The sequence below is a fragment of the Thermotoga sp. KOL6 genome (assembly GCF_002866025.1).
GTDB lineage: Bacteria > Thermotogota > Thermotogae > Thermotogales > Thermotogaceae > Thermotoga.
In genome coordinates, this window is the sequence record NZ_LNDE01000002.1 from 546333 (window position 1) to 568420 (window position 22088).

Sequence of the window (22088 nt, forward strand, 5' to 3'; positions counted from 1 at the left end):
TTAGAAATCTCTTTTCATGAATGTTTTGTAGGAAAGAAAGATGAAAGTGACGCTTGCCAAGATATAACCGGCTGTCAGTCGGATATTAAGAGATCCTTCTAGGATGTAAGAATAAGTGTTCAGAAAATAAAGAGATTTGATGAAACCACCAATCACGGTAGTACCAGAGAGAATCGCTATGGATACGATGAGGGGTTTGATTTGATCTGAAAATATCATCGAAAAGAAGATGGTCACGGAAAACCATAGCGTTAAACCGACCATTTCCACTAGGAAATATTGGAAAACGGAGCAGGAATCCAAATGTTCTCCAATAATCCAACTGACTGGTATAGGAAGGAGTGCAAGAACGGCTAATTCCAAGATTGACGCCAAGAAAGGAATTAAAAACTTGATTCCAAAGAGTGTCCTCCTTTGAATTCTTGTGAGAAGAAGTTCTATGGTTTCGTTTTCTATTTCTCGAGCGAAAACGGGGAAGGCCATAATAATAGCAAGAATGGGAATGAACTGTCCAAGGTTTTTTCCATACCATTGACTCAAAATGTAGAAGTTCCATTCTGAAAGTCTCTGGATGAATTCATTTGTCACGCCGAGTTTTTTTAAAAAATCGTTTGGGATGGTTTTTATGAGATCAGAAAGGTTTTGAGTGTAATCTTTCATGATTAAAAGGAGCATAAAAGTTCCAAGAAGAACAAAAAACAACGCGAGGAAACGAACCCTCATATCTCTGAATTCTTTAGCAAACATCACTTTCACCCCTCACGAAAGCTTCGAATATGTCTTCAAAGGAAGCATCTTCCACTTCTATGTTCTTCGGGACTTTGTCTGTTTTCACCAGGTATACTTTTTCACCGGTTTTGAGAGTTTTCAACAGGGGACCATTGAGTTTATCTCTAGATACAACGAGCTTGTAGGAAGATTTTATATCGTCAAGATTCCCTTGAAGAACGATCTTTCCACTTTTCATGATCGCAATCCTGTCCGCTATCTTCTCTACCTCTGCAAGCACATGACTGGTGTAAAGAACAGATTTTCCGTTGTAGGTGAGAGATCTTATGTGTTCAAGCATGTCATTTCTCACGATGGGATCGAGTCCCCAAGTGGGTTCGTCGAGTATATAAAGATCCACATCCTCCGCGAAAATCAACGAAAGATAGAGAATCGTTCTCATACCATGAGAAAGATTGGTTACCTTTTCACTCAACTGTATCCCATACTTTTCGATCATTTTGAGTGCCTTTTTTTCATTGAAATTTTTCCCGATTCTCTTGAAGAGATCAACGATTTCTATTACTTTCAGGTACGGATACAATCTTTTTTCCTCTGGAAGGTAGGAGAAAGTCCCTTTCAGTTCTACATCGCCGGCTGATTTTTTTCGAAGGCCAATGATACATTTCAATGTGGTAGTCTTTCCCGCCCCGTTGGGACCAAGGATGGCAAAGATCTCCCCTTTGTTCACTTCAAAATCGACACCATCTACAGCAACTTTGTCACCATAGAGTTTTTTCAAACCTCTTACTCTAAGCATGTTTTCTCACCCCTGTAGACTATTTCTATCAATTTCTGAACCCTCTCGAAAGGGATACCTGCTCTTTTGCAATCTCTCAAGACTTTTATGAGTTCTTCTTCCAATTGCATTTGTATTTTCTTTTTGTCCACTCTGGTGACAACGTATCCTTCTCCTCTTTTTACCTCTAAAATTCCTTCCTGAACGAGTTCCCTGTAAGCGCGTGAAACGGTGTTCAAGTTCACACCCAGATCTTCTGCGAGGGATCTTATGGAAGGGACAAATTCGCCTTCTTTTAATTTTCCGGAGAGAATAAGAAGTTTTATTCTATCTTTTATCTGCTCGTATATTGGCTTTGAGGAGTGGAAATTTATTTTGAACCACAACTCTATCACCTCATTGTAATATTATACTATTACACCATATCAGAATTAAATTTTGTCTTGCAGACTTTGTTTCGTTTTGTTAAAATAGATGATGAAATAATTTAAATCAGGAGGGATGATGGTGATTCTAAAAGAAATAAATAGCTTCTGTAAAGGGAGAGTTACAGGAAGACGTCTTTACGCTGTCCCAAAATTGTGGGTTCCGAAATTCTTTAAAAAATTTGATGAAAAATCAGGTAAGTACTTTGTGGATCCTTACGAATTTGGTGCGGAAATTACAGATTGGATACTATCCCAATCTGAAGGATTAGATTATTCTCAACCTCTTTCGTTTCTGAAAGGAGAGAGAGCTCCCAATTGGGTGAGAGAATCAATCGTCTATGGCTCTCTCCCGAGAACAACAGTCGCCTACAATCATAAAGGCTCTGGGTACTACGAAGAAGATGATGCGCTCGGTTTTCGCGAAGCGGGAACGTTTTTCAAGATGATACTTCTTCTTCCATTCATCAAGAGCCTTGGTGTGAACACCATATATCTTCTCCCGGTGAGTAAAATGAGTGATTTGTTTAAGAAAGGAAGTGCCCCGTCACCTTACGCTGTGAGAAATCCGATGGAACTGGATGAAAGATACCACGATCCTCTTCTTGAAGGTTTCGGTGTGGATGAAGAGTTTAAAGCTTTTGTGGAAGCATGTCACATCTTAGGAATCAGAGTCATTCTTGATTTCATCCCTCGAACTGCTGCGAGAGATTCCGATCTTATAAAGGAACATCCGGATTGGTTCTATTGGATAAGAGTTGAGGAGTTGGCGGATTATGCTCCTCCGCGCGCGGAAGAACTTCCTTTCAAAGTCCCAGATGAGGATGAACTGGAGATAGTGTATGGTAAGGAAAGTGTAAAAAAGCATCTTCGGAAGTTTTCTCTTCCACCAAATCTGGTGAACCCTGAAAAATGGGAAAAGATAAAAGAAGCCAAAGAAAACATATTGGAAGCCATCATTAGAGAATTTGGTCTCATCACACCTCCAGGATTTTCTGATTTGATAAACGATCCGCAACCGACTTGGGACGATGTTACTTTCTTGAGATTGTATCTGGATCACCCAAAAGCGTCGAAGAAGTTTGTCAGTCCCAATCAACCTCCTTATGTTCTGTACGATGTGATAAAAGCGAGTAAATTTCCGGGAGAGGAGCCCAACAGAGAACTTTGGGAATATCTGGCAGGAGTGATACCGCATTACCAGAAAAGATTTGGAATAGATGGTGCAAGACTGGATATGGGACATGCTCTTCCAAAGGAACTGCTCGATCTCATAATAAAGAACGTGAAAGATTACGATCCCGCCTTCGTGATGATAGCCGAAGAACTCGATATGGAAAAGGATAAAGCAGCCAAAGAATCAGGATACGATGTAATCTTGGGAAGCAGTTGGTACTTTGTTAGCAGATTGAACGAGATGAAGAAAATTCTTGAAGTTTCGGAAAAACTTGTCTTACCTTTTTTAGCGTCTGTTGAGACACCAGATACGCCCCGCATAACGACGAGAAAGTATGGTTCGCGATTGAAGAGATTGTCTCCTTTTATAACATACTTCTTACCAAATTCAATACCTTATGTGAATACGGGACAGGAGATAGGGGAGAAACAACCGATGAATCTCGGACTCGATACTGATCCTAATTTGAGAAAGGTTTTGTCACCAACTGATGAGTTCTTTGGAAGACTAGCCTTCTTCGATCAATACGCTCTTCATTGGGACAACCCAGATAAAGGAGTTTTAGAATTCATTAGAAGATTGATAGATGTGAGAAATCAATTTACAGATATGATGATTGAAGGGGAATATCAGAATCTCTCAGACGATGAACTTTTGATGTTCTCTTATCAAAAAGAGAAGAGGAAATTGATCGTTGCTGCAAACATAGGGAACTCACAAAAAACTCTAAGGATCAGCGGATTAGTTTGGAGAGGAAGAATGTGGGAAAAGAAAAGAAAGGTAACACTCAAACCACTAGAATTCGCCCTCATTTTCCAATCTTGAAATTTCGTCAGGTCGTTCGAAAGAAAGACGTCCAATTTTTCCTTGAGATACTTCTGTGAAAAAAACGTTGATAGCTCTCTCTAAATCGGGGATTCCTCCTTTCTTGAGGAATCCCCTTCTTTTTGCAAAATTTTCAAAGAAAGTATTGAAATCCTCCTCGAGGTACTGAACTCTTCTGAATATGTCATAAGCCCTTTCCAAAATCGTGAAATCTTCCACACGTTCAATGGGTAAACTTCCAACGAGTAGAAGCTTTGCGGCAAGATCTTTGTTGAAAATGTTTTTGTAAAGTACACCAGGGGTGTCCAATATCTTTGCACCATTTTCGAGAGAGAACCACTGAATGCCGCGAGTCACACCGGGTTGAGCACCAACTGTACTCGATTTTTTCCCTTTCAGTTTGTTTATGATCGTCGACTTCCCTGTATTTGGAACACCTACAACCAAGATTTTTGCGGTTCTTTCGATAGAGAGCTTCTTCAAGAGTACCTTTCTGGGCTCATCTTTATAGGTAGTGACAACTCTTTTCCCTTGGGCCGTGAGGAACGATGCCCATTTCTTCGTCACCGTTTCATCGGCGATATCTACTTTGTTCAAAATGATTATGGAATCTTTTTTCGAAAAATCTATCCCGTAAGCGGATGTAGCAAAAGGGGCCCGGGCATCTCGGACCTCCAAAACGGTATCCACCATTCTCAACAGTTCTCTAATTCGCCGTTTTGCCTTTTCGATGTGACCAGGGTACCAATTCACAGTCCCAATATCTCCTTAATTTTTTTCTCGTTCTCTGCTATAAGAGATTCCGCTTCTTCTTTTGTATCTCCTTTCACGTGTATGTAAACCTTAAGTTTCGGTTCTGTTCCCGAGGGTCTCACAAAAATTCTACTTTTCTCAAAGACGAATGCGACAGTTTCGTTCGGTATGACATTGTTGTACCCCTTGGAATAGTCAATTATATCACTGCGATTTTTCAAAGAACGGTATATCTCGATCGCTCTATCGACGTTGTCAAATTTGAAATTTATGAGTTTTTCCATGTAGTATCCGTACCTTTTGTATAATTCTTCGAGTTTTTCATAGGGATCATAATTGCTGAATGCCACCGCAGAGAGAGCACTTCCCACTACGCCATCTTTGTCTCTCGCATGATCGCCCATCAAGTATCCACAACTTTCTTCAAAACCAAAAACGAAGTTTCTATCACCTTTCTTTTGGTGCTCTTCTATCAAGTATCCAATGAACTTGAACCCTGTCGGAGTTTCTTCAAGAAAGGCTCTTTTTTCTTCACAAATGGGCCTAACCATATCCGTGGTTACTATCGTCTTTATGATCAGAGGATTATCCACTTTTATGTGTTCAAGGAGAAAGTCTGTGAGAAGTACTCCCACTTGATTTCCTGTGAGTCTTTTCCCCCTGTAAACCACTCCCACTCTATCGCAATCTGGATCCGTAGCGAGTCCTAAAGTTGCTTGTTTTTTGTTCAGCAATATGAGGGCATCATCCTCTTCCGGGTTTGGTGTTGGGACGGTGGAAAAATTGGGATCCGGTTTCATTTGTTCCTCGACGAGTCTCACGGTGAATCCGAGTCTCTTGAGGACTTCGGGAACATAATTTGCACCCGTTCCATGAAGTGGAGAATAGGCAATATCGAGATTCGATTTTCTAGGAAGTTTAGAGAGCATCTCTACAATTTTTTCTATGTAACTCTCCTTAATCTCAGGAGGAACTGTTTTGAAGTTTCTTTCTTTCACTGCAGAGGTATCTACCTTTTTATAAATCTCTGTGATTTCATCAGTATACTTTGGAATAGCCTGTACACCATCCCATGTGTACACTTTGTATCCGTTGTACTCAGGAGGATTGTGACTCGCTGTGATAACAACACCAGCCCCCGCTTTCATGCTTCTAACAGCATAGGAAAGAACGGGAGTTGGTGTTGGTTCAGAAAACACATAAGCCTCTATTCCTTCACCTGCGAAAACCTTCCCTGCAAGCTCCGCGAATTTTCTGGAGTTTCTCCTCGTATCGTAAGCTATCACCACACTTTTCAAGTTTCGTTCTTTCATCCAGAGGGCGGTACTCAGTGAGGCTCTTTTCACAGTTTCTTCATCGAACTCGCCTTCCCTCATGATCCCGCGAATACCACCCGTTCCAAATAGGATCATCTTTATCACCTCCGGAGAGAATGTTTTTCACATTGAGCCTGTAGCAGACTCCACATAGGTAACATTTATTCCATCTACAGTCCTCTGTTGTTTCTCCAGCCAAAGCCTTTTTGAATTCTTCTCTAAGAAACTCTTTTGTGACACCCATGTCTATGTGATCCCATGGTAGCCCTTCTTCCAATTTTCTCTCTCTGAGATAGTGCATAGGATCTACTCCGGTGATATCAAACGCTTTAAGCCAAACATCAAAATTGAACTGTTCACTCCATTCGTCGAACAAAGCACCGAGTTCATTTGCTCGTACTATGAGATTCAATAAGTTGCGATCTCCTCTTGAAAATATTCCTTCGAGAAAACTCATTCTTGGATCGTGATACGATATCTTTGCAACCCTCTTTGCCTTTTTTATCACTCTGAACCTTTCTTCTGCTTCTTCGGGTGTAATTTGTCTAACAAATTGGAATGGTGTATGGGGTTTTGGAACGAAAACAGATACGGATGCTGTTACCTCTTTGAAACCCATTCTCTTCACCTTTTGGAGAAGGTACACCATTTCCTCAAGGTCTTTTTCACTCTCACCTGGTAATCCTATCATGAAGTAGAGTTTCACTCTTCGCCATCCAGCTTTTTTCGCTGCTTCTAACGTTGAAACGATATCGTGTTCTTCTATGTTCTTGTTTATGATGTTTCTTAGCCGTTGAGTGGCTGCTTCTGGAGCGAATGTAAGGCCTGTTTTTCTCACAGAAGCTATCTTGGAAGCGACTTCCACACCGAATCTGTCCATTCTTGTTGAAGGGATTGAGATAGCGATTTTCTTTTCTGAATATCTGTTCAAAAGTTCAGAGACGATCTCCCCTATTTGTGAATGATCCATCGTCGAGAGTGAAAGGAGTGATACTTCTTCGTATCCTGTGTGTTTTAACATCGCTTCAACATTTCTCAAAATATTATCGAGGGATCTTTCACGCACCGGTCTGTAAAAAATACTAGCATGACAGAATCTGCATCCTCGAGTGCATCCACGGGCGATTTCTATCACGGCCCTATCGTGTACAGATTCCGTATTTGGAAGAATTTTCTTAATAGGTACAGGTTGATCGTCTAGATTCCTCACTATCCTTCTTCTGATCTTCTCTGGGAAGTCGGGTGAGATGGGTACGATCTTTTGTTCTTTTTGTTTGTAAAAGGCAGGAACGTAGACACCTTCTATCTTTGATAATTCTTTCAAAATAGTATCTCTTTTTTCACCTTTTGTTTCTTTCAAAACTTGTACAATTTCGAGAATGGCTTCCTCTCCATCACCGATGAGAATTGCATCAAAAAGACCGTAAACTGGTTCAGGATTTGAAGAACAAGGGCCTCCACCGAGAACAATAGGATCTTCTTTTTTTCTTTCCCAAAAGAATAGGGGGATTTTAGAGAGCTTCAAAACTTCCACAACGTTGGTATAAGAGAGTTCGTACTCCAGAGAAATTCCTACGGCATCCATTTGATAAAGAGGTGTATAGGATTCCATAGTGTAAAGGGGAACACCTTTTTCTTTCATCTTTTCTATCATATCGACCCACGGGAGATAGCTCCTTTCTGCCCAGACGTCAGGTTGATTGTTCAAGATATGGTACAGAACTTCCAATCCATAATTCGAAGTGCCTATTTCATACGTATCTGGAAAAACGAGCGCCATTCTAAGAGAAACTTCACCTGGATCCTTTATCACACAGTTAATCTCTTTTCCTATGTATCTACTCGGTTTCCTCACCCAAGGAAGAGTCTCATTTAGGAATCTCAGAATCATATTTTCACCTCGTATCGATTTTATCAGATATAATTGAAAAGCGAGGTGAGAAAATGAAAGATTTGATAGTAAACTATGCGAAAGGTCAATTGGAACTTTTGAAAAGAATCATTGAACGTTCTAAAGGTGTATCTCTGCTCGTGGATGGAGAGGATCTCTCTTATCAAAAGGAGATCTCTCGAGCGTTGCCAGAATATGTGGAAAAATTTCCAGGCAAAGCATCGGATATCATGGAAATAGATCCGAAAGGAGAAAACATTGGAATTGACGAGATTCGTTCGATAAAGGATTTCTTGAACTACAGTCCGGAGCTTTACCTTAGAAAGTATGTAATAGTACACGATTGCGACAAGATGACACAACAAGCCGCTAACGCTTTTTTAAAAACTTTAGAAGAGCCACCAGAGTATGCTGTGATAATTTTGAACACAAAGCGTTGGCATTATCTTCTTCCTACGATCAGAAGCAGAGTTTTCAGGGTTAGTGTAAGAGTACCTAGGAACTTTTTGGATTCTTTAAAGGAAAAACTTGGAGAAATTTGGGAAGAAGTTTCCTTCTTGGAAAGAGATTTTCAGATTGCTTTGGAGGCTTATAAACTTGAGAAAAGTGGTGTCTTGAAGCTCTTAGAGAATACAAGGCACTTGGAGACAGACAAATTACTGAAGAAAATCTTGTTAGAGGGACTAGAAGGTTACGTAGCATGTTTGGAACTCCTCAGGAGATTCGTGGAGGTTGAAACGAAGACTTTCTTTGAAATTTTCGATAAACTTACCAATGCTGTCACAGGGAAGGACATGTTTCTTTTGATACAGAAATTGGTACGTATCGTGCTCTACAGAAACGATTGGGAAGACTCATCCGCTCAGAGAGACATATCGTTTTTAGATTCCATCTTGAGAACAAGAGTAGCGAACTTGAACTCTAGAATAACTCTCATGAACATTCTGATAATTCATAGAGAACGAAAGAGAGGTGTTAACTCTTGGAGTTGAAAGCTAAAGCAGTGGGAATAGAAATAATGCCCAAAGGCAAGATAATATACTATTCTGTTCCAAACGGAGAGGAATATAAAAAGGGAGATCTTGTCCTAGTGATGGGCGATTTCGGCTTGGAAGTGGGAAGGGTACTCATTCCTGTACGTGAAGTTAGCATAGATGAGGTTGGGTACGAACTGAAAGCTGTCATCAAGAAATTGACAGAGGACGACGTTGAGCAATATAAAAAGAATGTTGAAGATGCTTGGAAAGCTTTTCAGATATGTAAGAAGAAGATAAAAGAACACGGTCTTCCCATGAAACTTCTCTACGCGAAGTACACGTTTGACAGAACTCGCCTTGTCTTCTTTTTCAGTGCTGAGGGAAGAGTTGACTTCAGAGAACTTGTAAGGGATTTAGCCAAGACTTTCAAGACGCGTATCGAACTCAGACAAGTTGGTGTGAGGGATGAGATGAAATTTTTTGGTGGACTCGGATTGTGCGGACTTCCTACCTGTTGTTCAACCTTTCTCAGGGAATTTTCGAGTGTTACACTGAAACACGCAAAAAAGCAGCAAATGATGATAAATCCAGCAAAGATATCGGGACCTTGTCGAAGACTTCTATGTTGCTTAACATACGAGTACGATTTTTATGAGAAGGAATTAGCAGGTATTCCTGATGAAGGAAGTACCATAACTTATGAAGGGAAACGATACAGGGTTGTGAACGTGAATGTATTTCTGAAAACAGTGACTCTTTTCTCCGAGCAGGAAGGAGAGATGGTGAAAGTTCCGTTCGAATATTTCAAGAAGGAGGCGTGACCGTGTTCCAGGGAATCGGGAGATTCCTGATTCTCATGGGTTTGATTTTGGTAGTTTTTGGCGTTTTGCTACTCCTCTTCGAGAAAATACCGTTCCTCGGAAAATTGCCGGGAGATATTGTAATAAGGAAAAAGAATTTTGTTTTCTACTTTCCACTGATGACAAGCTTGATTATAAGTGTGGTTATTTCTTTGATCCTCTATTTGATCTCCCGAATGAGGTGATGATAATATGAACGATCGAATCAAAAAGAAAGTTTACAGTTATCTCGGTTTCGCTGTGAAGGCAAGGAAGGTAGTTTTTGGAAAAGAAAGGATTAGAGCCTATATAAGGTCTCCTCGGGAGAAAAAACTCATCGTGATAGCAGAAGATGCAAGTGATAGGACAAAGAAAGACACGATCATGCGTTGTGAAAACAAAGGAGTTCCTTACGTCATTATGTTTACCAAAGAAGACTTGGGACGACTTTTGGATAAACCTGGTGTTTCCGTTGTGGGTCTAGAGGAGGACAATCTAATAGAGGCTATAGAAAAGGTGGTAAAATAGACAGAGTGAGGTGATAGAAATGGCCAGATTAAGAGTTTACGAGCTTGCTCGAAAATTGAATATGCCCCCAAAGGAGCTTCTTCAAGAGCTCGAAGAGCTTGGTGTCAGTGTGAAGAATCATATGAGTTTTGTGGACGAAGAGATAGCCAACATCATAATAGATCTTTTGGAGGAAGGGAAAGAGAAGAAATCCAAGCAACCTTCCAAGCCCAGAAAAGACGATGAAGAGGAGATAGAGAAAGAGATTACGGAGAAGAAAAAGAAGAGAAAAATATCTTTGAAACCCGATGAATTGAAACTTGACATAGTTGCAGAAAAATTGGGAATTCCTCAGAACAAGATAATACAAGATATGTTCGTAAAGAGAGGGCTTGCACTAAGACCAGGTCAAATCCTAAAACTCGAAGAGGTTGAGCAGATTTTGAAGGAATACAAAGCAGAAATAGAACTGGAAGAGGAAAAAGCTGGAGAAGAAGAAGTGGATGATTTCGAACTTCTGGAAAGAAGATTTCAGGAACTCTATGAAAGAGAAGAAGATAAATTGGTTCCAAGACCTCCTGTGGTCACAGTTATGGGACACGTTGATCATGGGAAAACAACTCTTCTCGACAGAATCAGATCTACCAGGGTTGCTGAGAGGGAAGAAGGTGGTATCACTCAATCTATAGGTGCCTATCAAGTAGAAGTGAACGGAAGGAAGATAACCTTTATAGACACACCAGGGCACGAGCTGTTCACAGAAATGAGGGCAAGAGGTGCTCAAGCGACGGATATAGTTGTACTTGTGGTGGCGGCAGATGATGGTGTCATGCCGCAAACGATAGAGGCTTACAATCATGCGAAATCCGCCAACGTTCCCATAATAGTTGCCATAAACAAGATAGACAAACCGAATGCTAACGTGGAAAAAACAAAGCAGGAGTTGGTAGAAAAACTCGGTCTGATACCAGAAGAATGGGGTGGAGACACAGTAGTTGTTCCTATATCAGCAAAGACAGGCCAAGGTGTTGACGAACTTCTCGAGATGATACTCCTTGTCGCCGATATGAACGAAATAAAGTGTTATCCCGAAGGACCCGCAAGAGCCGTAATTATAGAATCAAAGCTTGACAAAAAAATGGGACCTGTGGCGAGTGTTATTGTGAAAGATGGGGTTTTGAAAGTTGGAGACGCTGTTGTTGCCTCCAATACTTATGGAAAAGTAAGAAACCTTTTTGACGATAGGATGAGATCGATAAGGGAAGCACATCCTTCACAACCTGTCATGATTCTCGGCTTTGAGGATGTGCCCGACGTTCATTCCAATGTGTATGTGGTCGAGAGTGTGGAAAAAGCCAAAGAGATCGTTGAGAAGAGGCGAGAAAAACTTGAATCTCAAAAGTTTGGAAAAAAACACGTGAATCTGGAAGAGCTCATGAAAATGATGAAAGAAAAAGACAAGAAGATATTGAACATCATCGTGAAAGCAGACACTTATGGATCGGTAGCGGCATTGAGAAACGCTATAAACAAGTTGCAATCGAGGGAAATCGAGTTGAACATTGTACATGCTGGTGTGGGTGAGATCAGCACCAGTGATATTATGCTTGCAGCGGCAGTTGATGCTGTAGTCCTTGGGTTCAGGGTGAAAGTAAACAGCAAAGCAAGAAAACTAGCTGAGCAAGAGGGAGTCGATGTGAGGACTTACTCTATAATCTACAAGCTCGTTGACGATTTGAAACTTGCCCTTGAGGGAATGCTGGAACCTGAAGAAGTAGAAGAGATCATTGGGCATGGAGAGATAAAGAGGGTTTTCAAAATTTCGAAAGTTGGGAAAGTTGCAGGTGTTCAAATGCTTGATGGGAAAGCAGACAAAAGCGGATTCGTCAGACTCTACAGAAACGGTCAACTCGTTTTTGAAGGTAAAATAGAAAGCTTGAAGCATTACAAAGAGGATGTGAATGTCGTCGAAGCACCTCAAGAATGTGGTATAAAACTCTCAGGATTCGATGACATACAAGAGGGAGACGAATTGGAGTTCTATGTGATAAGGAAAGTAAAGAGGAAGCCCACCTTTGTGGAGGAAAGTCAAAAGAACCTGTCCGAACAGCAACAATGAAGGGGGATGTCCCCCTTCATTCGATTACTTCTATTCTCACGTTGTCGTAGAAAATAGTGTTCCAACTTTTCATGGCTAAACCAACCCCTCCGCTGAAAATGTCGGGATCATTTACATCAATCAATTTTCTGCCGTTTATGTAGACTTTCACATTTTGCCTATTCGCGACAATTTTCAGATAGTTCCATCCATTGGATATGTTGTTCACGCTTGTGTTCTCTGCTAACGATATGTCGAGACTGCCGGCGAATTTGTGGAGTGAAACTCGTCCAGGATTCTCCATAATGAAATAAAATCCTTTTTGACCGTCCTCTGTGAGTCTGAAGAAAATTGCTCCACCGTCAACACCGTTGAAATTGCACTCTATAATGAGATCTTCCCAACTGGCGGGTACGAATATTCCTTGATCATCTCCCGCTTTCAAAACTTTCCCTATAGTCTTATCCGCTTGAATGCCCTCCTCAACGTGAGGAGCGTTGAAACCTGGTAAAATCTTCCAAGGACCAAAGGGAGCAGTTTGACCTTGACCGTAAGCTTCGAAATCCTCGAATATTTCCTCCGTTCCAGTTGGCTTTACCACTTTGAAACCCAGATTAATCTCAGGAGTTTCTACACTCACTTCTGGAAGAGGGACCGGTATTTGAACTCTCTGTTCACAACTTGTTCCAAGAAGGAACAAACCCAATGTCCCCAACAGAAGCAAATAAAGAACTTTCTTCATTCTGATCCCTCCCAAAAATAATTTTGACTTGATATCATTTTATCACATTTTTCAAAAAGTCAGTCATATGTTCGTAATGCGTACCTTTCCAATATATCCTCCCACAATTTGGGCATCGAACAAATTCATTGAAGAGTTCGAAAACTTTCGAAGGTACCCTTCCTTTCACGCTTTCTTTGGGAATTTCTTCAAACTCAACGTTGCATTCAATACACCTAGTAAAAGGTTTCATCCAGTCTTTCAAATCGTACCTTTCTATCACTTCTTTCAATTGTTCTCTCGGATCGGTGCTTCTTACGTAATATCCGAAGACGAGCTCTTTTCTTTTCAGAAGGCCTATATCTCGGGAAAGAAGAATGGCATTTTCCTGCACAGCTTTCCTACACAGTATTTCATCCTTTTCTTCTCCAAAGAAAGCATAGAAGCCTAGCATCCTTAAAAGTTTTGCGAGTTTTCCAAGATGTATGTCGAGAATGAAACGCGGTTCTCCTTTGTATTTAGGTGTAACGAGCCATTCCTCCGGAAGGTTTATGTTTTTAAACTCCGGATAAACGAAGAAAAAATCCCCGTCTTCCACCATGTAATAGAAGCTTACAGGTTTCCCATTTTTAGTGATGAAACTGACTTCTACATGTGGAACTCCCAATGCTTCTATTCTATCTTTCACAGTCTGAAAGCCTGTGAAATTGTGTACTTTAACGAATTTCTCATCTTTAAAAAAGTCGTTTAGTCTACCGAAGAACCTGAAATAAGCGATCTTTTTGTATTTCATAACCTCTCCTCGTTGTGATAGAATAAAAACGATAAGATATACCTAATTTATTTTTGATGGAGGTGATTTTTATGCTTCAATCTGGCGACAAAGCAATCGATTTTGAGCTTGTGAACACAGAATTGAGAAGAATCAGACTTTCCGATTTTAAAGGAAAAAACGTTGTTTTAGCTTTCTATCCAGGAGCTTTCACGAGTGTATGCGAAAAAGAACTTTGTACTTTTAGGGATTCTCTCTCCAAGTTTAACAAATTCAACGCGGTTGTTCTCGGAATCAGTGTGGACAGTCCCTTTGCCAACAAAGCATTCGCTGAAAAAAATCATATTACATTCGATCTTCTTTCTGATTTTGGTGGCAAGGTAGCTTCACAATACGGAGGAGTTCACGAGAACTTCTTGGATATATCAGGTTACACAGTTGCAAAGAGATCTGTTTTTGTCATTGACAAAGATGGTACTATAGTGTATTCTTGGGTTTCGGATGATCCTGGGAAAGAGCCGGTCTACGAAGAAGTAGAGATGACCTTGGAAAATCTATCCAAGTAGTAGTATTAAGTAAAAATATCTCAACACGTTCCGATAAAATCAATGGGGGGTGGGAGATTGCGAATAAACAGTGTGAGATACGATCCCGTTGTTTATCCAAATTATACGACTCGATCCGCTACCTCAAATCCCAACACTACCACTGTTATGAGCAAGGAACAGATGGAGCAGATTCTCTTCTTCGCCCTTTATCAACAAACGGGTCTCAACATGAAACTGGTAAGAATAGCAGCCGAGTTGTATTCAGGGAAAAACTTAGATTTATTTGCGTGAGGGGGAGATCTTCTCCCCTTCAATTTGGGGGGATAGAGGATGGTGGAGGAGATACTGAAAAAATACCTCTCGAGAAAAAGGTCAATCAGAAAAAATGAAACAATCGATATTTTTGAAAGGATAACTTATTTTTTCCCAAAGGATTTTGTAGTGGTCAATTATCCCAGACAACCTGTGGCTGTTTTCAATCCAGGGGCGGTGTTGGTAGGAAAAGCCCTCCATATTTTTCCGAGAGTGATTTTCGACTACTACAAATATGTTTCCTCGATAGGACATTTTGTGGTGGATATCGATGAGTTGATGAACGGAGATGTTAAAAGACCGATCGAAATGGAGATTATTTTTTGGCCAAGAGATGTTCAGGAATTCCTTGGATGTGAAGATCCAAGGGTTTTCTTTAGAAATTCCCGTTTTGAAATATTGTACACAGCAAAAGGGTACAGAAGCTGGGCTCAAGAAGGGAAACCTCACACGGATTTTCTTGCCCACGCTATCTTGGATGAGGAATTGAATCTTCTAGAAAAAAGATATATCTCCGTGAAAAGTACTTCTGAGATCTTCTTTCCTCCCTCGATGAAAGATAGTTCCTTTGTATCAGACAACGTGATTCTGACGAGAATGACCATAGACGATTCTAAAGTCTGTTGGAGGGGAAGAATAGAAGGGAATTCAATTGATCTCTATAGCTTGGAAGCGGTTTTCTTCCCAGAGGATTGGGAAACGAAAGTTGGTTGGTCTACAAATGTTGTTGAAACAAAAAGAGGTTATTTGATAGGATGGCACGCTGTTTTGAAAGAGAATCTTACTTACAAAAACGGATTGGCGCTCGTTGACAGAAACGGAAGACTTCTTGGGACGACGGATTACATTCTCTCGCCAAAAGGTGTGATAGAAGAGTACGGTGATAGAATCAATGTCATATTCGGGTGTGGTCTTGTTAAATATGAGGACAAGATAATCTGGATAGGTGGTGTTTCTGACTGGACAATAGGTGTTTTTGCAACCAGCGAACGCACTGTGATGAATTTAATGAAGGAAGTAACGTGATCTTAACATTGCGATGGTATCCTAGCTTCAAGAGGTGAGAGAGCATGGTGTGTTTCATATTTCATGAGAACGGAATATTAAGCGATATGATAATGTGCAGGTTGTTAAAAGGCCGGCCCCTCAAAGGACCGGGGGTATCTTTGTAACCACTGTGTCGAGGATCAAGGGGCCGGCCGAAAGGTCGGCCCCTTTTATTTTGGGGAGGTGAGAAAATGAGGCTGCTTAGCAACTCAGTTCATTTGCTAACAAACAGATTTAAGAGAATTGATTTGAGTGAAGATTGCTCTTTGTTCATAAAGGAAGAATCCAAAGTTTATAATGTCGATCATGAAGTAGAATCGATGAGTCTGAAGGAGCTTGGAAGAAGACTTTCTGAGAAAATGGATGAGTTCATCTTGGAAAAGGAAGAGAAATTTTTTCTAAAGATCGTTAGACCTGTAACGTTCCGTATTTGTGGAAGAGTAACTGTCAGAATACATCCGCAACTTTCTCCTTCCATTCTTGCAAGTCAAAGTTTTGGAGAAAACAAAGGAGTGCTTGTTATAGGAGAAAACGAGAATGTGTGTGAAAATGCTCTTGGAAATTTCGCAGCTGAAGTAAAACACTCGCACGATCTTCCTCGTTTTCTAAGAGAAACAAAACGTCTACCCGGGATTTTAGGAGTGGTTGGTGTTGTGGGAAGAGTTGTTGGAAGTTGGGGAAAAGGAAAAATGGATGTTATCTAATCTTTTAACCGGTTAGTTTTTCTTCGAAGAGGTCTTTTCAAAATCTGCTAGAGGATAATAAATGAAGAATAACATCATCAGCAAAAAAGAAAAAAAGCCCCTGATTCAAATGTGAACAAAACTCGCTCTTCTCGGGGGCTATGCTTTTATCTTCAGATTCAACAATTTCACATCGACACCATTGCTAAGTAAGAAGCGATGTACGTCATCCCAGATGTTCGTGAATTCTCCCATTTCTTTACTGAGGGTGAACAGAACATCTGGTGTTCTTTTCACCTACACTTGGAAACTCAGGTGTATCATAGCTTCTGGATTGACAACTTGAAACGTGAACGTCTCCGTTATAAACAATCGCACCTTATCGGATTCTCTGCCCTCGTAACCTATAGATAGATCCTGACCCAAGATTAATTTGAAGTCTCCTCCACGCTCTGAAATCACGATGGCTTCTTCGATTCTGGGGGTCGTGATAATCCTTCCTCCTCTCAATGTATCTTCCACTCTTTTCTCAAGGGGATAATGTCCTGTTGTTCCTCTCAAGAGCTTTATCCATCTTTCTGTATTGATGATCAACGCATAGGGTCCTTCAATTCCCTCTTTTGAGAAAATAGAAAGACTTTTGAGAAGTGCCTCGATGAGATCATCTGGTGTCTCTCCAACGTTGATACGCCTTTCTTCTTTGAAGGCAAGCATACCCTTTATCCCGGCTCTTTCACATCCTCTGAATATAACTTCATCTTCGAACTCTGCCACCTTTCTTACCGTTTCTTCAAGGTTCGAAAGATCCACATTCAATTTTCCTCTTTCTAGATTGTCTAGCTCCCAGAGGGAAAGGGTGAACGTCGCTCTCGTTTCTATTAACGGAAGAGATTTTCTCAATCCCCATTTCACCGTATTTTCTCCCGATAAAACTTCCACTTCGCCGAGTGGATATGCGGAGTATTCCCAACCATAAGGTCCTTCAACATCGATCACTCTTCTTCCATACAACTGTGTAGAAAAGATCTCTTTTGCTCTCTTATCTATCTCTTCCCATTGTTTCGCTGTCAGTGGAGCAAGAAATCTTTTCAGAAATTCCATGTTCTTCACCCCCTTTCAAAGCTTTCTGATTCCAAGATCACCCCTCGAGTTCTCTGAACCACCGGAGGATTCTTCCTCTTCTATCTCAGTAATAGGTTTATCAGTGAAAAGATAAGTTCTCAAAGCTTCATCCCACCCCGACATGTTTCTTCTCAACCATTCGAGAAGCATAGCGGCGTGTTCCATTTCTTCATTTCTGTTGTGCTCGAGAATCTTTTTCACAGTTTCATCTTTCGTCGCCGCAACTCTCTGATGGTACCAAGCGATCGCCTCTATTTCTTCTTTAAGACTGTTCAGTGCTCTGACAAAGTCTCTATCTTGATTAGAGAGTTCGGAAACAGGTTCATGGTATTGATCAGCCATGTTATCCACCTCCGTTAAAATTATTCAAACATGAAACATCTATTTAAATTGTATCACACAAAAAAACATTAAAATCTATAACGATTTGAATAAATTCCTTCCCCAGGGGGAGCTCCTAGTCCGGGGCTGAGAGGAGGGCGGAAGCCCTCGACCCCTAGAACCTGATCCGGGTAATACCGGCGGAGGGAATGGGGAAGGAGGGCAAAAAGACCTCCGCCGTTCGAGCGGAGGATTTATTTTTATAAGGAGGTGTTTTCATGCGGGATCTTTTGATTTCCAAATTGATCGTGGAGAAATACTTTGAGAAACTCAAAAGCTCTTTAGAACTAGATGTTGCCATCGTTGGAGCAGGGCCCAGTGGTCTCACTGCCGCCTACGAACTTGCAAAAAACGGTTTCAAGGTAGCCGTTTTCGAAGAGAGGAACGTTCCGGGAGGTGGTATTTGGGGTGGAGGGATGATGTTCAACGAGGTAGTCTTGGAGAAGGAATTGGAAACGTTTTTAAGAGAGTTGAAAGTACGATATACGTTGAGAGAAGATCACATCGTTGTTGATTCTGTTCATTTTGCTTCTGCTTTGCTTTATAGAGCGACGAAAGAGGGTGCTTTGGTGTTCAACAACATTTCTGTGGAAGATGTTGCTCTTCGTGAAGGAAGGGTGTGTGGTGTGGTGGTGAATTGGGGCCCTACCGTTAGATTAGGATTGCATGTGGATCCTATAACTGTGAAGTCTTCCTTTGTGGTGGATGGCACAGGACATCCTGCGAACGTTGTTACACTTCTCGCCAAAAGAGGACTAATTCAAATGAAAACAGAATTTCCTATGGATGCGGACAGCGCCGAAGAATTCGTTGTGGAGAAAACTGGTGAAGTGTTCCCGGGTCTTCTCGTTTCAGGTATGGCAGTGTGTGAGGTTTACGGAGGTCCGAGGATGGGGCCCATATTCGGTGGGATGATTCTATCGGGTCAAAAGATTGCAAAAATTGTTAACAAAAGGTTGAGGTGATCTTTATGACTCAAATGGAAATGGCCCGAAAGGGTCTCATTTCTGAAGAGATGAGAAAAGTAGCGGCATATGAGGGTGTTGATGTGGAGCTGGTGAGGCAGAAATTGGCGGAAGGGCGCGCTGTTCTTCCAAAGAACAAAATTCACAAAGTGGAGCGGCCTATGATCGTAGGAGAAGGTTTCTCTGTGAAAGTGAACGCCAACATAGGTACTTCTCAAGGTTTTTCCTCGATAGAGGAAGAAAAGGAAAAGGCAAAGGTTGCCATCGAATACGGGGCGGATTCTTTGATGGTCCTTTCCACGTGGGGAGATCTTAGGGAAATAAGAAGGACTATAGTGAGTCTTTCGCCCGTTCCTGTGGGATCTGTTCCCATATACGATTCCGCGGTGAAAAGCTATCAAACAAAGAAAAATGTGGTGGATTTTTCAGAGAAGGACTTTTTCGATATGGTAGTTGCTCATGCGGAAGATGGAATTGATTTCATGACGATTCATGTGGGAGTAACCAGAAGGGTTTTGGAGAGAATAAAATCATCGAAACGTATTTTAAAGATAGTGAGTAGAGGAGGATCCATAATAGCGGGGTGGATGATCAAAAACAACAGAGAAAATCCCTTCTATCAATATTTCGATGAGCTTCTGAGCATAGCAAAAGAGTACGATATCACGCTGAGCCTTGGAGACGGAATGAGGCCCGGAGCTGTAGTGGATGCCAGCGATACGCAGCAGTTTGAAGAGCTTTTTGTAATGGGAGAATTGGTAGAAAAGGCAAGAGAAGAAGGTGTACAAGTGATGCTGGAGGGGCCAGGTCACGTACCCTTGAATGAAATCGAAATGAACGTTACTCTCATGAAAAAAATTGGAAAGGGAGCGCCTATTTTTCTCCTCGGGCCTCTTCCAACCGACAGAGCTATGGGATACGATCATATCGCTTGTGCAATTGGGGGAGCGCTGGCTGGATACTATGGAGCAGATTTTCTTTGTTACGTAACTCCTGCAGAACACATCTCTCTTCCAGATGTTGAAGATGTGAGAGAAGGTGTGATAGCATCTAAAATAGCAGCGGTTGTAGCGGATGTGGCACGAGGGAACAAAAAAGCTTGGGATTTGGAGGAAAAAATGGCGCTAGCCCGAAAAGATTTCGATTGGGAGACCATGTTCGAGTTATCTTTGGGTAAAAATGTAGCAAAAGAAAAACACGAGAAGAGGCCCTATCCGGACAAAGGTTGTTCAATGTGTGGTCCCTTCTGTGCCATTAAGATTGCGGAGGAATTCGCTTGAGAAAGGGTATCTCCACGAGTATCATAAAAAGCAATCCAAAACTCTTGAAATTTCTTCCAGACGCTGAACTTTATGAGCTTGGATTTTTCACCATGGAGGACTTGGAAAAGGTCCTCCGCTTTTTTGCAGGCAAAAAGTTCGGAGTGCACGCACCTTTCGTCTACAGATACGCTAAACGACATCCGAATCCTACCTCTTTGAACGAGAAGGACAGAATCGACACCTTTTTGGTGAACAAGAAATGCGCTGATCTCTCGAAGAAGATCGGGTCAGAGTACATGGTCGTACATTTTCCAAACGCTCTCCAGCAAGAGAACTGGCTTTACATTTACGAAGAAGTGGAGAGAGAATTTTTTGAACTTTCAAAGATGATAGAAATCCGCGTGGAGAATGTATACGGAAACGACTATTTCCATAGTGCGAAAGATTACAAGATCTTTTTAGGAAACACGCATTGCACTATGTGTGTCGATATAGGCCACCTTATTCTTGATGCAGAAATGTATGGTTTTTCGCCTGCAAGGTTTATCGATGTACTTTCAGATTCGATAAGCGAATTTCACATATATTATGCGGACTTTGAAACTTATAGAAAATGTCATCATGCTCCCTGGGGGGATTCAAGAATATTCCACGAAATTTTGGAGTTTATAAGAGGTATGGACGCAGATTTTGTCATAGAATCAACCCCGGAATGTCCTGACGGTTTGGAGATGCTTCTTGAATACTGGAGGGGATTGGGATGATTTTGGTCGTGGCTGGTCTTGATCCATCTGCTGGTGCGGGGATTTTCCAAGATATAAAGGTCATTTCTGCGCTCGGATTGAGAGCTTACGGAGTAGTTTCTGCTTTCACCGTTCAAAATGAAAAGAGAGTGTTCTCCGTGAATTTCAGGGAATGGGATGTGATGAGAAGAGAGATTGAAGTTTTACCAACACCCAAAGTAATAAAGATAGGCCTTTCATTGCCTGCAGTAGTTAAAAAATTGAGAGAAATGTTTCCTTCTTCCAGAATCGTATGGAATGTGATTCTTTCATCTTCTTCCGGCTTCAAATTTCTGGATCCGGAAACGGTTGATAAATTCACGGAGTATGCCGATTATGTTATATTGAATTCCGAGGAGGCGCGATATTTAGAATTGAAAGAAAATTTCATTGTCACCGGAGGACATGAAACGGGCAGATCGGTTCGTGTGAGGTTTCGAGGAAAAGATTTTGAAATTCCCAGGGTTTCAGGAGAATTTCACGGAACCGGTTGCGCATTTTCCAGCGCTTTTTCAGGTTTTCTGGCTTTAAATTACTCAGCGGAAGAAGCAATATTGGCGGCCATGGATTTGGTGAGAAAGATATTACTTCGTTCCCAAGGTGACTCTGTGGAGACAGAAAAACTCCTTAGAGAATGGTACAAACACGATGTTTTGAACTCTTTAGACGAGATTCTTCCTGAGTTTCTTGAAATAGGTCCCCTCACGGTTCCCGAGGTGGGTCAAAACATTTCTTATGCTTTACCATGGGCACAAACTGAGTTCGAAGTTGGAAAATTTCCTGGGAGAATCAGACTCAAGGAAGGAAAGGCAGTTGCTGTGTCTTCTGCCTCTTTTAAAGATAGATCGCATACTGCAAGGATGGCCATTGCTATAATGCAATTTCATCCTCATATGCGCTGTACTGTGAATGTAAAATACAAGAAGGAATATGTGGAAAGAGCTGAGAAAAAAGGTTTGAGGGTTTTCCGATACGATCGTTCAAAGGAACCATCAGAAGTTCGGGAAAAAGAGGGAGAGTCTATGAAGTGGATGATAGAGCAAGCAATATCACAGTTAAAATCACCACCAGATGTAATATACGATGAAGGTTGGTGGGGAAAAGAAGCCATGATAAGAGTTTTTGGAAGGGATCCGAGAGAGGTTCTTGAGAAGATAAAACTCATGCTGGAGGGGTGA

The 22088-nt window shown here is 41.3% G+C and carries 25 protein-coding genes and 1 riboswitch; of the genes, 14 read left to right on the forward strand and 11 right to left on the reverse strand.

Annotation, left to right across the window (positions count from 1 at the left end):
• Genes AS005_RS06960 through AS005_RS06970 form a run of 3 tightly spaced genes read right to left on the reverse strand, consistent with a single transcriptional unit; the run spans position 1 to position 1893 of the window.
• A complete protein-coding gene (locus AS005_RS06960) occupies positions 1-747 on the reverse strand; it encodes an ABC transporter permease subunit (RefSeq protein ID WP_101510954.1) in 747 nt (248 codons plus the stop codon).
• A complete protein-coding gene (locus AS005_RS06965) occupies positions 737-1528 on the reverse strand; it encodes an ABC transporter ATP-binding protein (RefSeq protein ID WP_101510955.1) in 792 nt (263 codons plus the stop codon). The genes AS005_RS06960 and AS005_RS06965 overlap by 11 nt, the downstream gene beginning before the upstream one ends.
• On the reverse strand, positions 1516-1893 hold the full coding sequence (locus tag AS005_RS06970) for a GntR family transcriptional regulator (protein WP_101510956.1): 378 nt from the start codon (positions 1891-1893) through the stop codon (positions 1516-1518). The genes AS005_RS06965 and AS005_RS06970 overlap by 13 nt, the downstream gene beginning before the upstream one ends.
• Before the next feature lie 121 nt (positions 1894-2014).
• On the opposite strand from AS005_RS06970, the gene AS005_RS06975 reads away from it, so the two are divergent.
• On the forward strand, positions 2015-3934 hold the full coding sequence (locus AS005_RS06975) for a DUF1923 family maltosyltransferase (protein WP_199203876.1): 1920 nt from the start codon (positions 2015-2017) through the stop codon (positions 3932-3934).
• On the opposite strand, the gene ylqF is transcribed toward AS005_RS06975, so the two are convergent.
• The 3 genes from ylqF to AS005_RS06990 are packed head-to-tail and all read right to left on the reverse strand — an operon-like array spanning position 3905 to position 7894.
• Complete coding sequence (ylqF, locus tag AS005_RS06980) at positions 3905-4687, reverse strand: ribosome biogenesis GTPase YlqF (RefSeq protein WP_101510958.1); 783 nt, start codon at positions 4685-4687, stop codon at positions 3905-3907. The genes AS005_RS06975 and ylqF overlap by 30 nt on opposite strands.
• Entirely contained in the window at positions 4684-6099 is a 1416-nt protein-coding gene (locus tag AS005_RS06985) for a phospho-sugar mutase (protein ID WP_101510959.1), read from the reverse strand. Before AS005_RS06985 ends, ylqF begins: the two co-directional genes overlap by 4 nt.
• Positions 6041-7894, reverse strand: coding sequence for a TIGR03960 family B12-binding radical SAM protein (locus AS005_RS06990; protein ID WP_101510960.1), 1854 nt, complete (start codon positions 7892-7894; stop codon positions 6041-6043). Before AS005_RS06990 ends, AS005_RS06985 begins: the two co-directional genes overlap by 59 nt.
• Before the next feature lie 53 nt (positions 7895-7947).
• Between AS005_RS06990 and AS005_RS06995 the strand changes: the two genes are divergently transcribed.
• Genes AS005_RS06995 through infB form a run of 5 tightly spaced genes read left to right on the forward strand, consistent with a single transcriptional unit; the run spans position 7948 to position 12336 of the window.
• Positions 7948-8886, forward strand: coding sequence for a DNA polymerase III subunit delta' (locus AS005_RS06995; protein ID WP_101510961.1), 939 nt, complete (start codon positions 7948-7950; stop codon positions 8884-8886).
• Complete coding sequence (locus tag AS005_RS07000) at positions 8877-9692, forward strand: stage 0 sporulation family protein (protein ID WP_101510962.1); 816 nt, start codon at positions 8877-8879, stop codon at positions 9690-9692. The genes AS005_RS06995 and AS005_RS07000 overlap by 10 nt, the downstream gene beginning before the upstream one ends.
• A gap of 2 nt (positions 9693-9694) precedes the next feature.
• Positions 9695-9916 carry a DUF2905 domain-containing protein gene (locus AS005_RS07005; RefSeq protein ID WP_101510963.1) on the forward strand — a complete coding sequence of 74 codons (222 nt, stop codon included), beginning with the start codon at positions 9695-9697 and terminating at the stop codon, positions 9914-9916.
• A gap of 7 nt (positions 9917-9923) precedes the next feature.
• Positions 9924-10238 (forward strand): L7Ae/L30e/S12e/Gadd45 family ribosomal protein, encoded by a 315-nt coding sequence (locus AS005_RS07010; protein WP_101510964.1) that lies wholly within the window; start codon positions 9924-9926, stop codon positions 10236-10238.
• 19 nt (positions 10239-10257) lie between these two features.
• Positions 10258-12336 carry a translation initiation factor IF-2 gene (gene infB / locus AS005_RS07015; RefSeq protein ID WP_101510965.1) on the forward strand — a complete coding sequence of 693 codons (2079 nt, stop codon included), beginning with the start codon at positions 10258-10260 and terminating at the stop codon, positions 12334-12336.
• 16 nt (positions 12337-12352) lie between these two features.
• On the opposite strand, the gene AS005_RS07020 is transcribed toward infB, so the two are convergent.
• The gene (locus AS005_RS07020) at positions 12353-13057 is read right to left on the reverse strand and encodes a family 16 glycoside hydrolase (RefSeq protein WP_101510966.1); all 705 of its coding nucleotides are present in this window, start codon (positions 13055-13057) and stop codon (positions 12353-12355) included.
• A 34-nt stretch (positions 13058-13091) separates the two neighbouring features.
• The gene (locus tag AS005_RS07025; protein ID WP_101510967.1) at positions 13092-13829 is read right to left on the reverse strand and encodes a Mut7-C RNAse domain-containing protein; all 738 of its coding nucleotides are present in this window, start codon (positions 13827-13829) and stop codon (positions 13092-13094) included.
• A gap of 71 nt (positions 13830-13900) precedes the next feature.
• Here AS005_RS07025 and AS005_RS07030 point away from each other — a divergent pair, with 71 nt between their 5' ends.
• The 4 genes from AS005_RS07030 (at position 13901) to AS005_RS07045 (ending at position 16419) form a co-directional block, all read left to right on the forward strand.
• Positions 13901-14374, forward strand: coding sequence for a peroxiredoxin (locus AS005_RS07030; protein ID WP_101510968.1), 474 nt, complete (start codon positions 13901-13903; stop codon positions 14372-14374).
• Positions 14375-14431: 57 nt separating this feature from the next.
• Positions 14432-14647 carry a hypothetical protein gene (locus AS005_RS07035; RefSeq protein WP_101510969.1) on the forward strand — a complete coding sequence of 72 codons (216 nt, stop codon included), beginning with the start codon at positions 14432-14434 and terminating at the stop codon, positions 14645-14647.
• Between the two features lie 39 nt (positions 14648-14686).
• Positions 14687-15694: a glycosidase gene (locus AS005_RS07040; protein WP_101510970.1), complete on the forward strand. Its 1008-nt coding sequence runs from the start codon at positions 14687-14689 to the stop codon at positions 15692-15694.
• A 212-nt stretch (positions 15695-15906) separates the two neighbouring features.
• The gene (locus AS005_RS07045) at positions 15907-16419 is read left to right on the forward strand and encodes a hypothetical protein (RefSeq protein WP_101510971.1); all 513 of its coding nucleotides are present in this window, start codon (positions 15907-15909) and stop codon (positions 16417-16419) included.
• A gap of 138 nt (positions 16420-16557) precedes the next feature.
• Here AS005_RS07045 and AS005_RS08805 read toward each other — a convergent pair whose 3' ends face one another.
• Genes AS005_RS08805 through AS005_RS07055 form a run of 3 tightly spaced genes read right to left on the reverse strand, consistent with a single transcriptional unit; the run spans position 16558 to position 17862 of the window.
• Complete coding sequence (locus tag AS005_RS08805) at positions 16558-16695, reverse strand: hypothetical protein (protein ID WP_158241064.1); 138 nt, start codon at positions 16693-16695, stop codon at positions 16558-16560.
• A complete protein-coding gene (locus AS005_RS07050) occupies positions 16696-17499 on the reverse strand; it encodes a family 1 encapsulin nanocompartment shell protein (protein WP_199203877.1) in 804 nt (267 codons plus the stop codon). It lies immediately after the preceding gene.
• 15 nt (positions 17500-17514) lie between these two features.
• On the reverse strand, positions 17515-17862 hold the full coding sequence (locus AS005_RS07055) for an encapsulin-associated ferritin-like protein (protein WP_101510973.1): 348 nt from the start codon (positions 17860-17862) through the stop codon (positions 17515-17517).
• A 95-nt stretch (positions 17863-17957) separates the two neighbouring features.
• A riboswitch (TPP riboswitch) is annotated at positions 17958-18068 on the forward strand.
• A gap of 51 nt (positions 18069-18119) precedes the next feature.
• On the opposite strand from AS005_RS07055, the gene AS005_RS07060 reads away from it, so the two are divergent.
• The 4 genes from AS005_RS07060 to AS005_RS07075 are packed head-to-tail and all read left to right on the forward strand — an operon-like array spanning position 18120 to position 22088.
• Positions 18120-18866 (forward strand): sulfide-dependent adenosine diphosphate thiazole synthase, encoded by a 747-nt coding sequence (locus tag AS005_RS07060; protein ID WP_101510974.1) that lies wholly within the window; start codon positions 18120-18122, stop codon positions 18864-18866.
• Between the two features lie 5 nt (positions 18867-18871).
• Entirely contained in the window at positions 18872-20146 is a 1275-nt protein-coding gene (thiC, locus tag AS005_RS07065; protein WP_101510975.1) for a phosphomethylpyrimidine synthase ThiC, read from the forward strand.
• Positions 20143-20892, forward strand: coding sequence for a sugar phosphate isomerase/epimerase (locus tag AS005_RS07070; protein ID WP_101510976.1), 750 nt, complete (start codon positions 20143-20145; stop codon positions 20890-20892). Before thiC ends, AS005_RS07070 begins: the two co-directional genes overlap by 4 nt.
• The gene (locus AS005_RS07075; RefSeq protein WP_101510977.1) at positions 20889-22088 is read left to right on the forward strand and encodes a thiamine-phosphate synthase family protein; all 1200 of its coding nucleotides are present in this window, start codon (positions 20889-20891) and stop codon (positions 22086-22088) included. Before AS005_RS07070 ends, AS005_RS07075 begins: the two co-directional genes overlap by 4 nt.

What these genes read in the sequence shown, in the direction of transcription:
- AS005_RS06960 (WP_101510954.1), bottom strand. Translation starts at nt 747, where the DNA reads ATGTTTGCTAAAGAATTCAGAGATATGAGGGTTCGTTTCCTCGCGTTG.
- AS005_RS06990 (WP_101510960.1), bottom strand. Translation starts at nt 7,894, where the DNA reads ATGATTCTGAGATTCCTAAATGAGACTCTTCCTTGGGTGAGGAAACCG.
- AS005_RS07045 (WP_101510971.1), top strand. Translation starts at nt 15,907, where the DNA reads ATGAGGCTGCTTAGCAACTCAGTTCATTTGCTAACAAACAGATTTAAG.
- AS005_RS06985 (WP_101510959.1), bottom strand. Translation starts at nt 6,099, where the DNA reads ATGATCCTATTTGGAACGGGTGGTATTCGCGGGATCATGAGGGAAGGC.
- AS005_RS07075 (WP_101510977.1), top strand. Translation starts at nt 20,889, where the DNA reads ATGATTTTGGTCGTGGCTGGTCTTGATCCATCTGCTGGTGCGGGGATT.
- AS005_RS06965 (WP_101510955.1), bottom strand. Translation starts at nt 1,528, where the DNA reads ATGCTTAGAGTAAGAGGTTTGAAAAAACTCTATGGTGACAAAGTTGCT.
- AS005_RS07030 (WP_101510968.1), top strand. Translation starts at nt 13,901, where the DNA reads ATGCTTCAATCTGGCGACAAAGCAATCGATTTTGAGCTTGTGAACACA.
- AS005_RS07010 (WP_101510964.1), top strand. Translation starts at nt 9,924, where the DNA reads ATGAACGATCGAATCAAAAAGAAAGTTTACAGTTATCTCGGTTTCGCT.
- infB (WP_101510965.1), top strand. Translation starts at nt 10,258, where the DNA reads ATGGCCAGATTAAGAGTTTACGAGCTTGCTCGAAAATTGAATATGCCC.
- thiC (WP_101510975.1), top strand. Translation starts at nt 18,872, where the DNA reads ATGACTCAAATGGAAATGGCCCGAAAGGGTCTCATTTCTGAAGAGATG.
- AS005_RS07055 (WP_101510973.1), bottom strand. Translation starts at nt 17,862, where the DNA reads ATGGCTGATCAATACCATGAACCTGTTTCCGAACTCTCTAATCAAGAT.
- AS005_RS06995 (WP_101510961.1), top strand. Translation starts at nt 7,948, where the DNA reads ATGAAAGATTTGATAGTAAACTATGCGAAAGGTCAATTGGAACTTTTG.
- AS005_RS07020 (WP_101510966.1), bottom strand. Translation starts at nt 13,057, where the DNA reads ATGAAGAAAGTTCTTTATTTGCTTCTGTTGGGGACATTGGGTTTGTTC.
- AS005_RS07025 (WP_101510967.1), bottom strand. Translation starts at nt 13,829, where the DNA reads ATGAAATACAAAAAGATCGCTTATTTCAGGTTCTTCGGTAGACTAAAC.
- AS005_RS07040 (WP_101510970.1), top strand. Translation starts at nt 14,687, where the DNA reads ATGGTGGAGGAGATACTGAAAAAATACCTCTCGAGAAAAAGGTCAATC.
- AS005_RS07050 (WP_199203877.1), bottom strand. Translation starts at nt 17,499, where the DNA reads ATGGAATTTCTGAAAAGATTTCTTGCTCCACTGACAGCGAAACAATGG.
- AS005_RS07060 (WP_101510974.1), top strand. Translation starts at nt 18,120, where the DNA reads ATGCGGGATCTTTTGATTTCCAAATTGATCGTGGAGAAATACTTTGAG.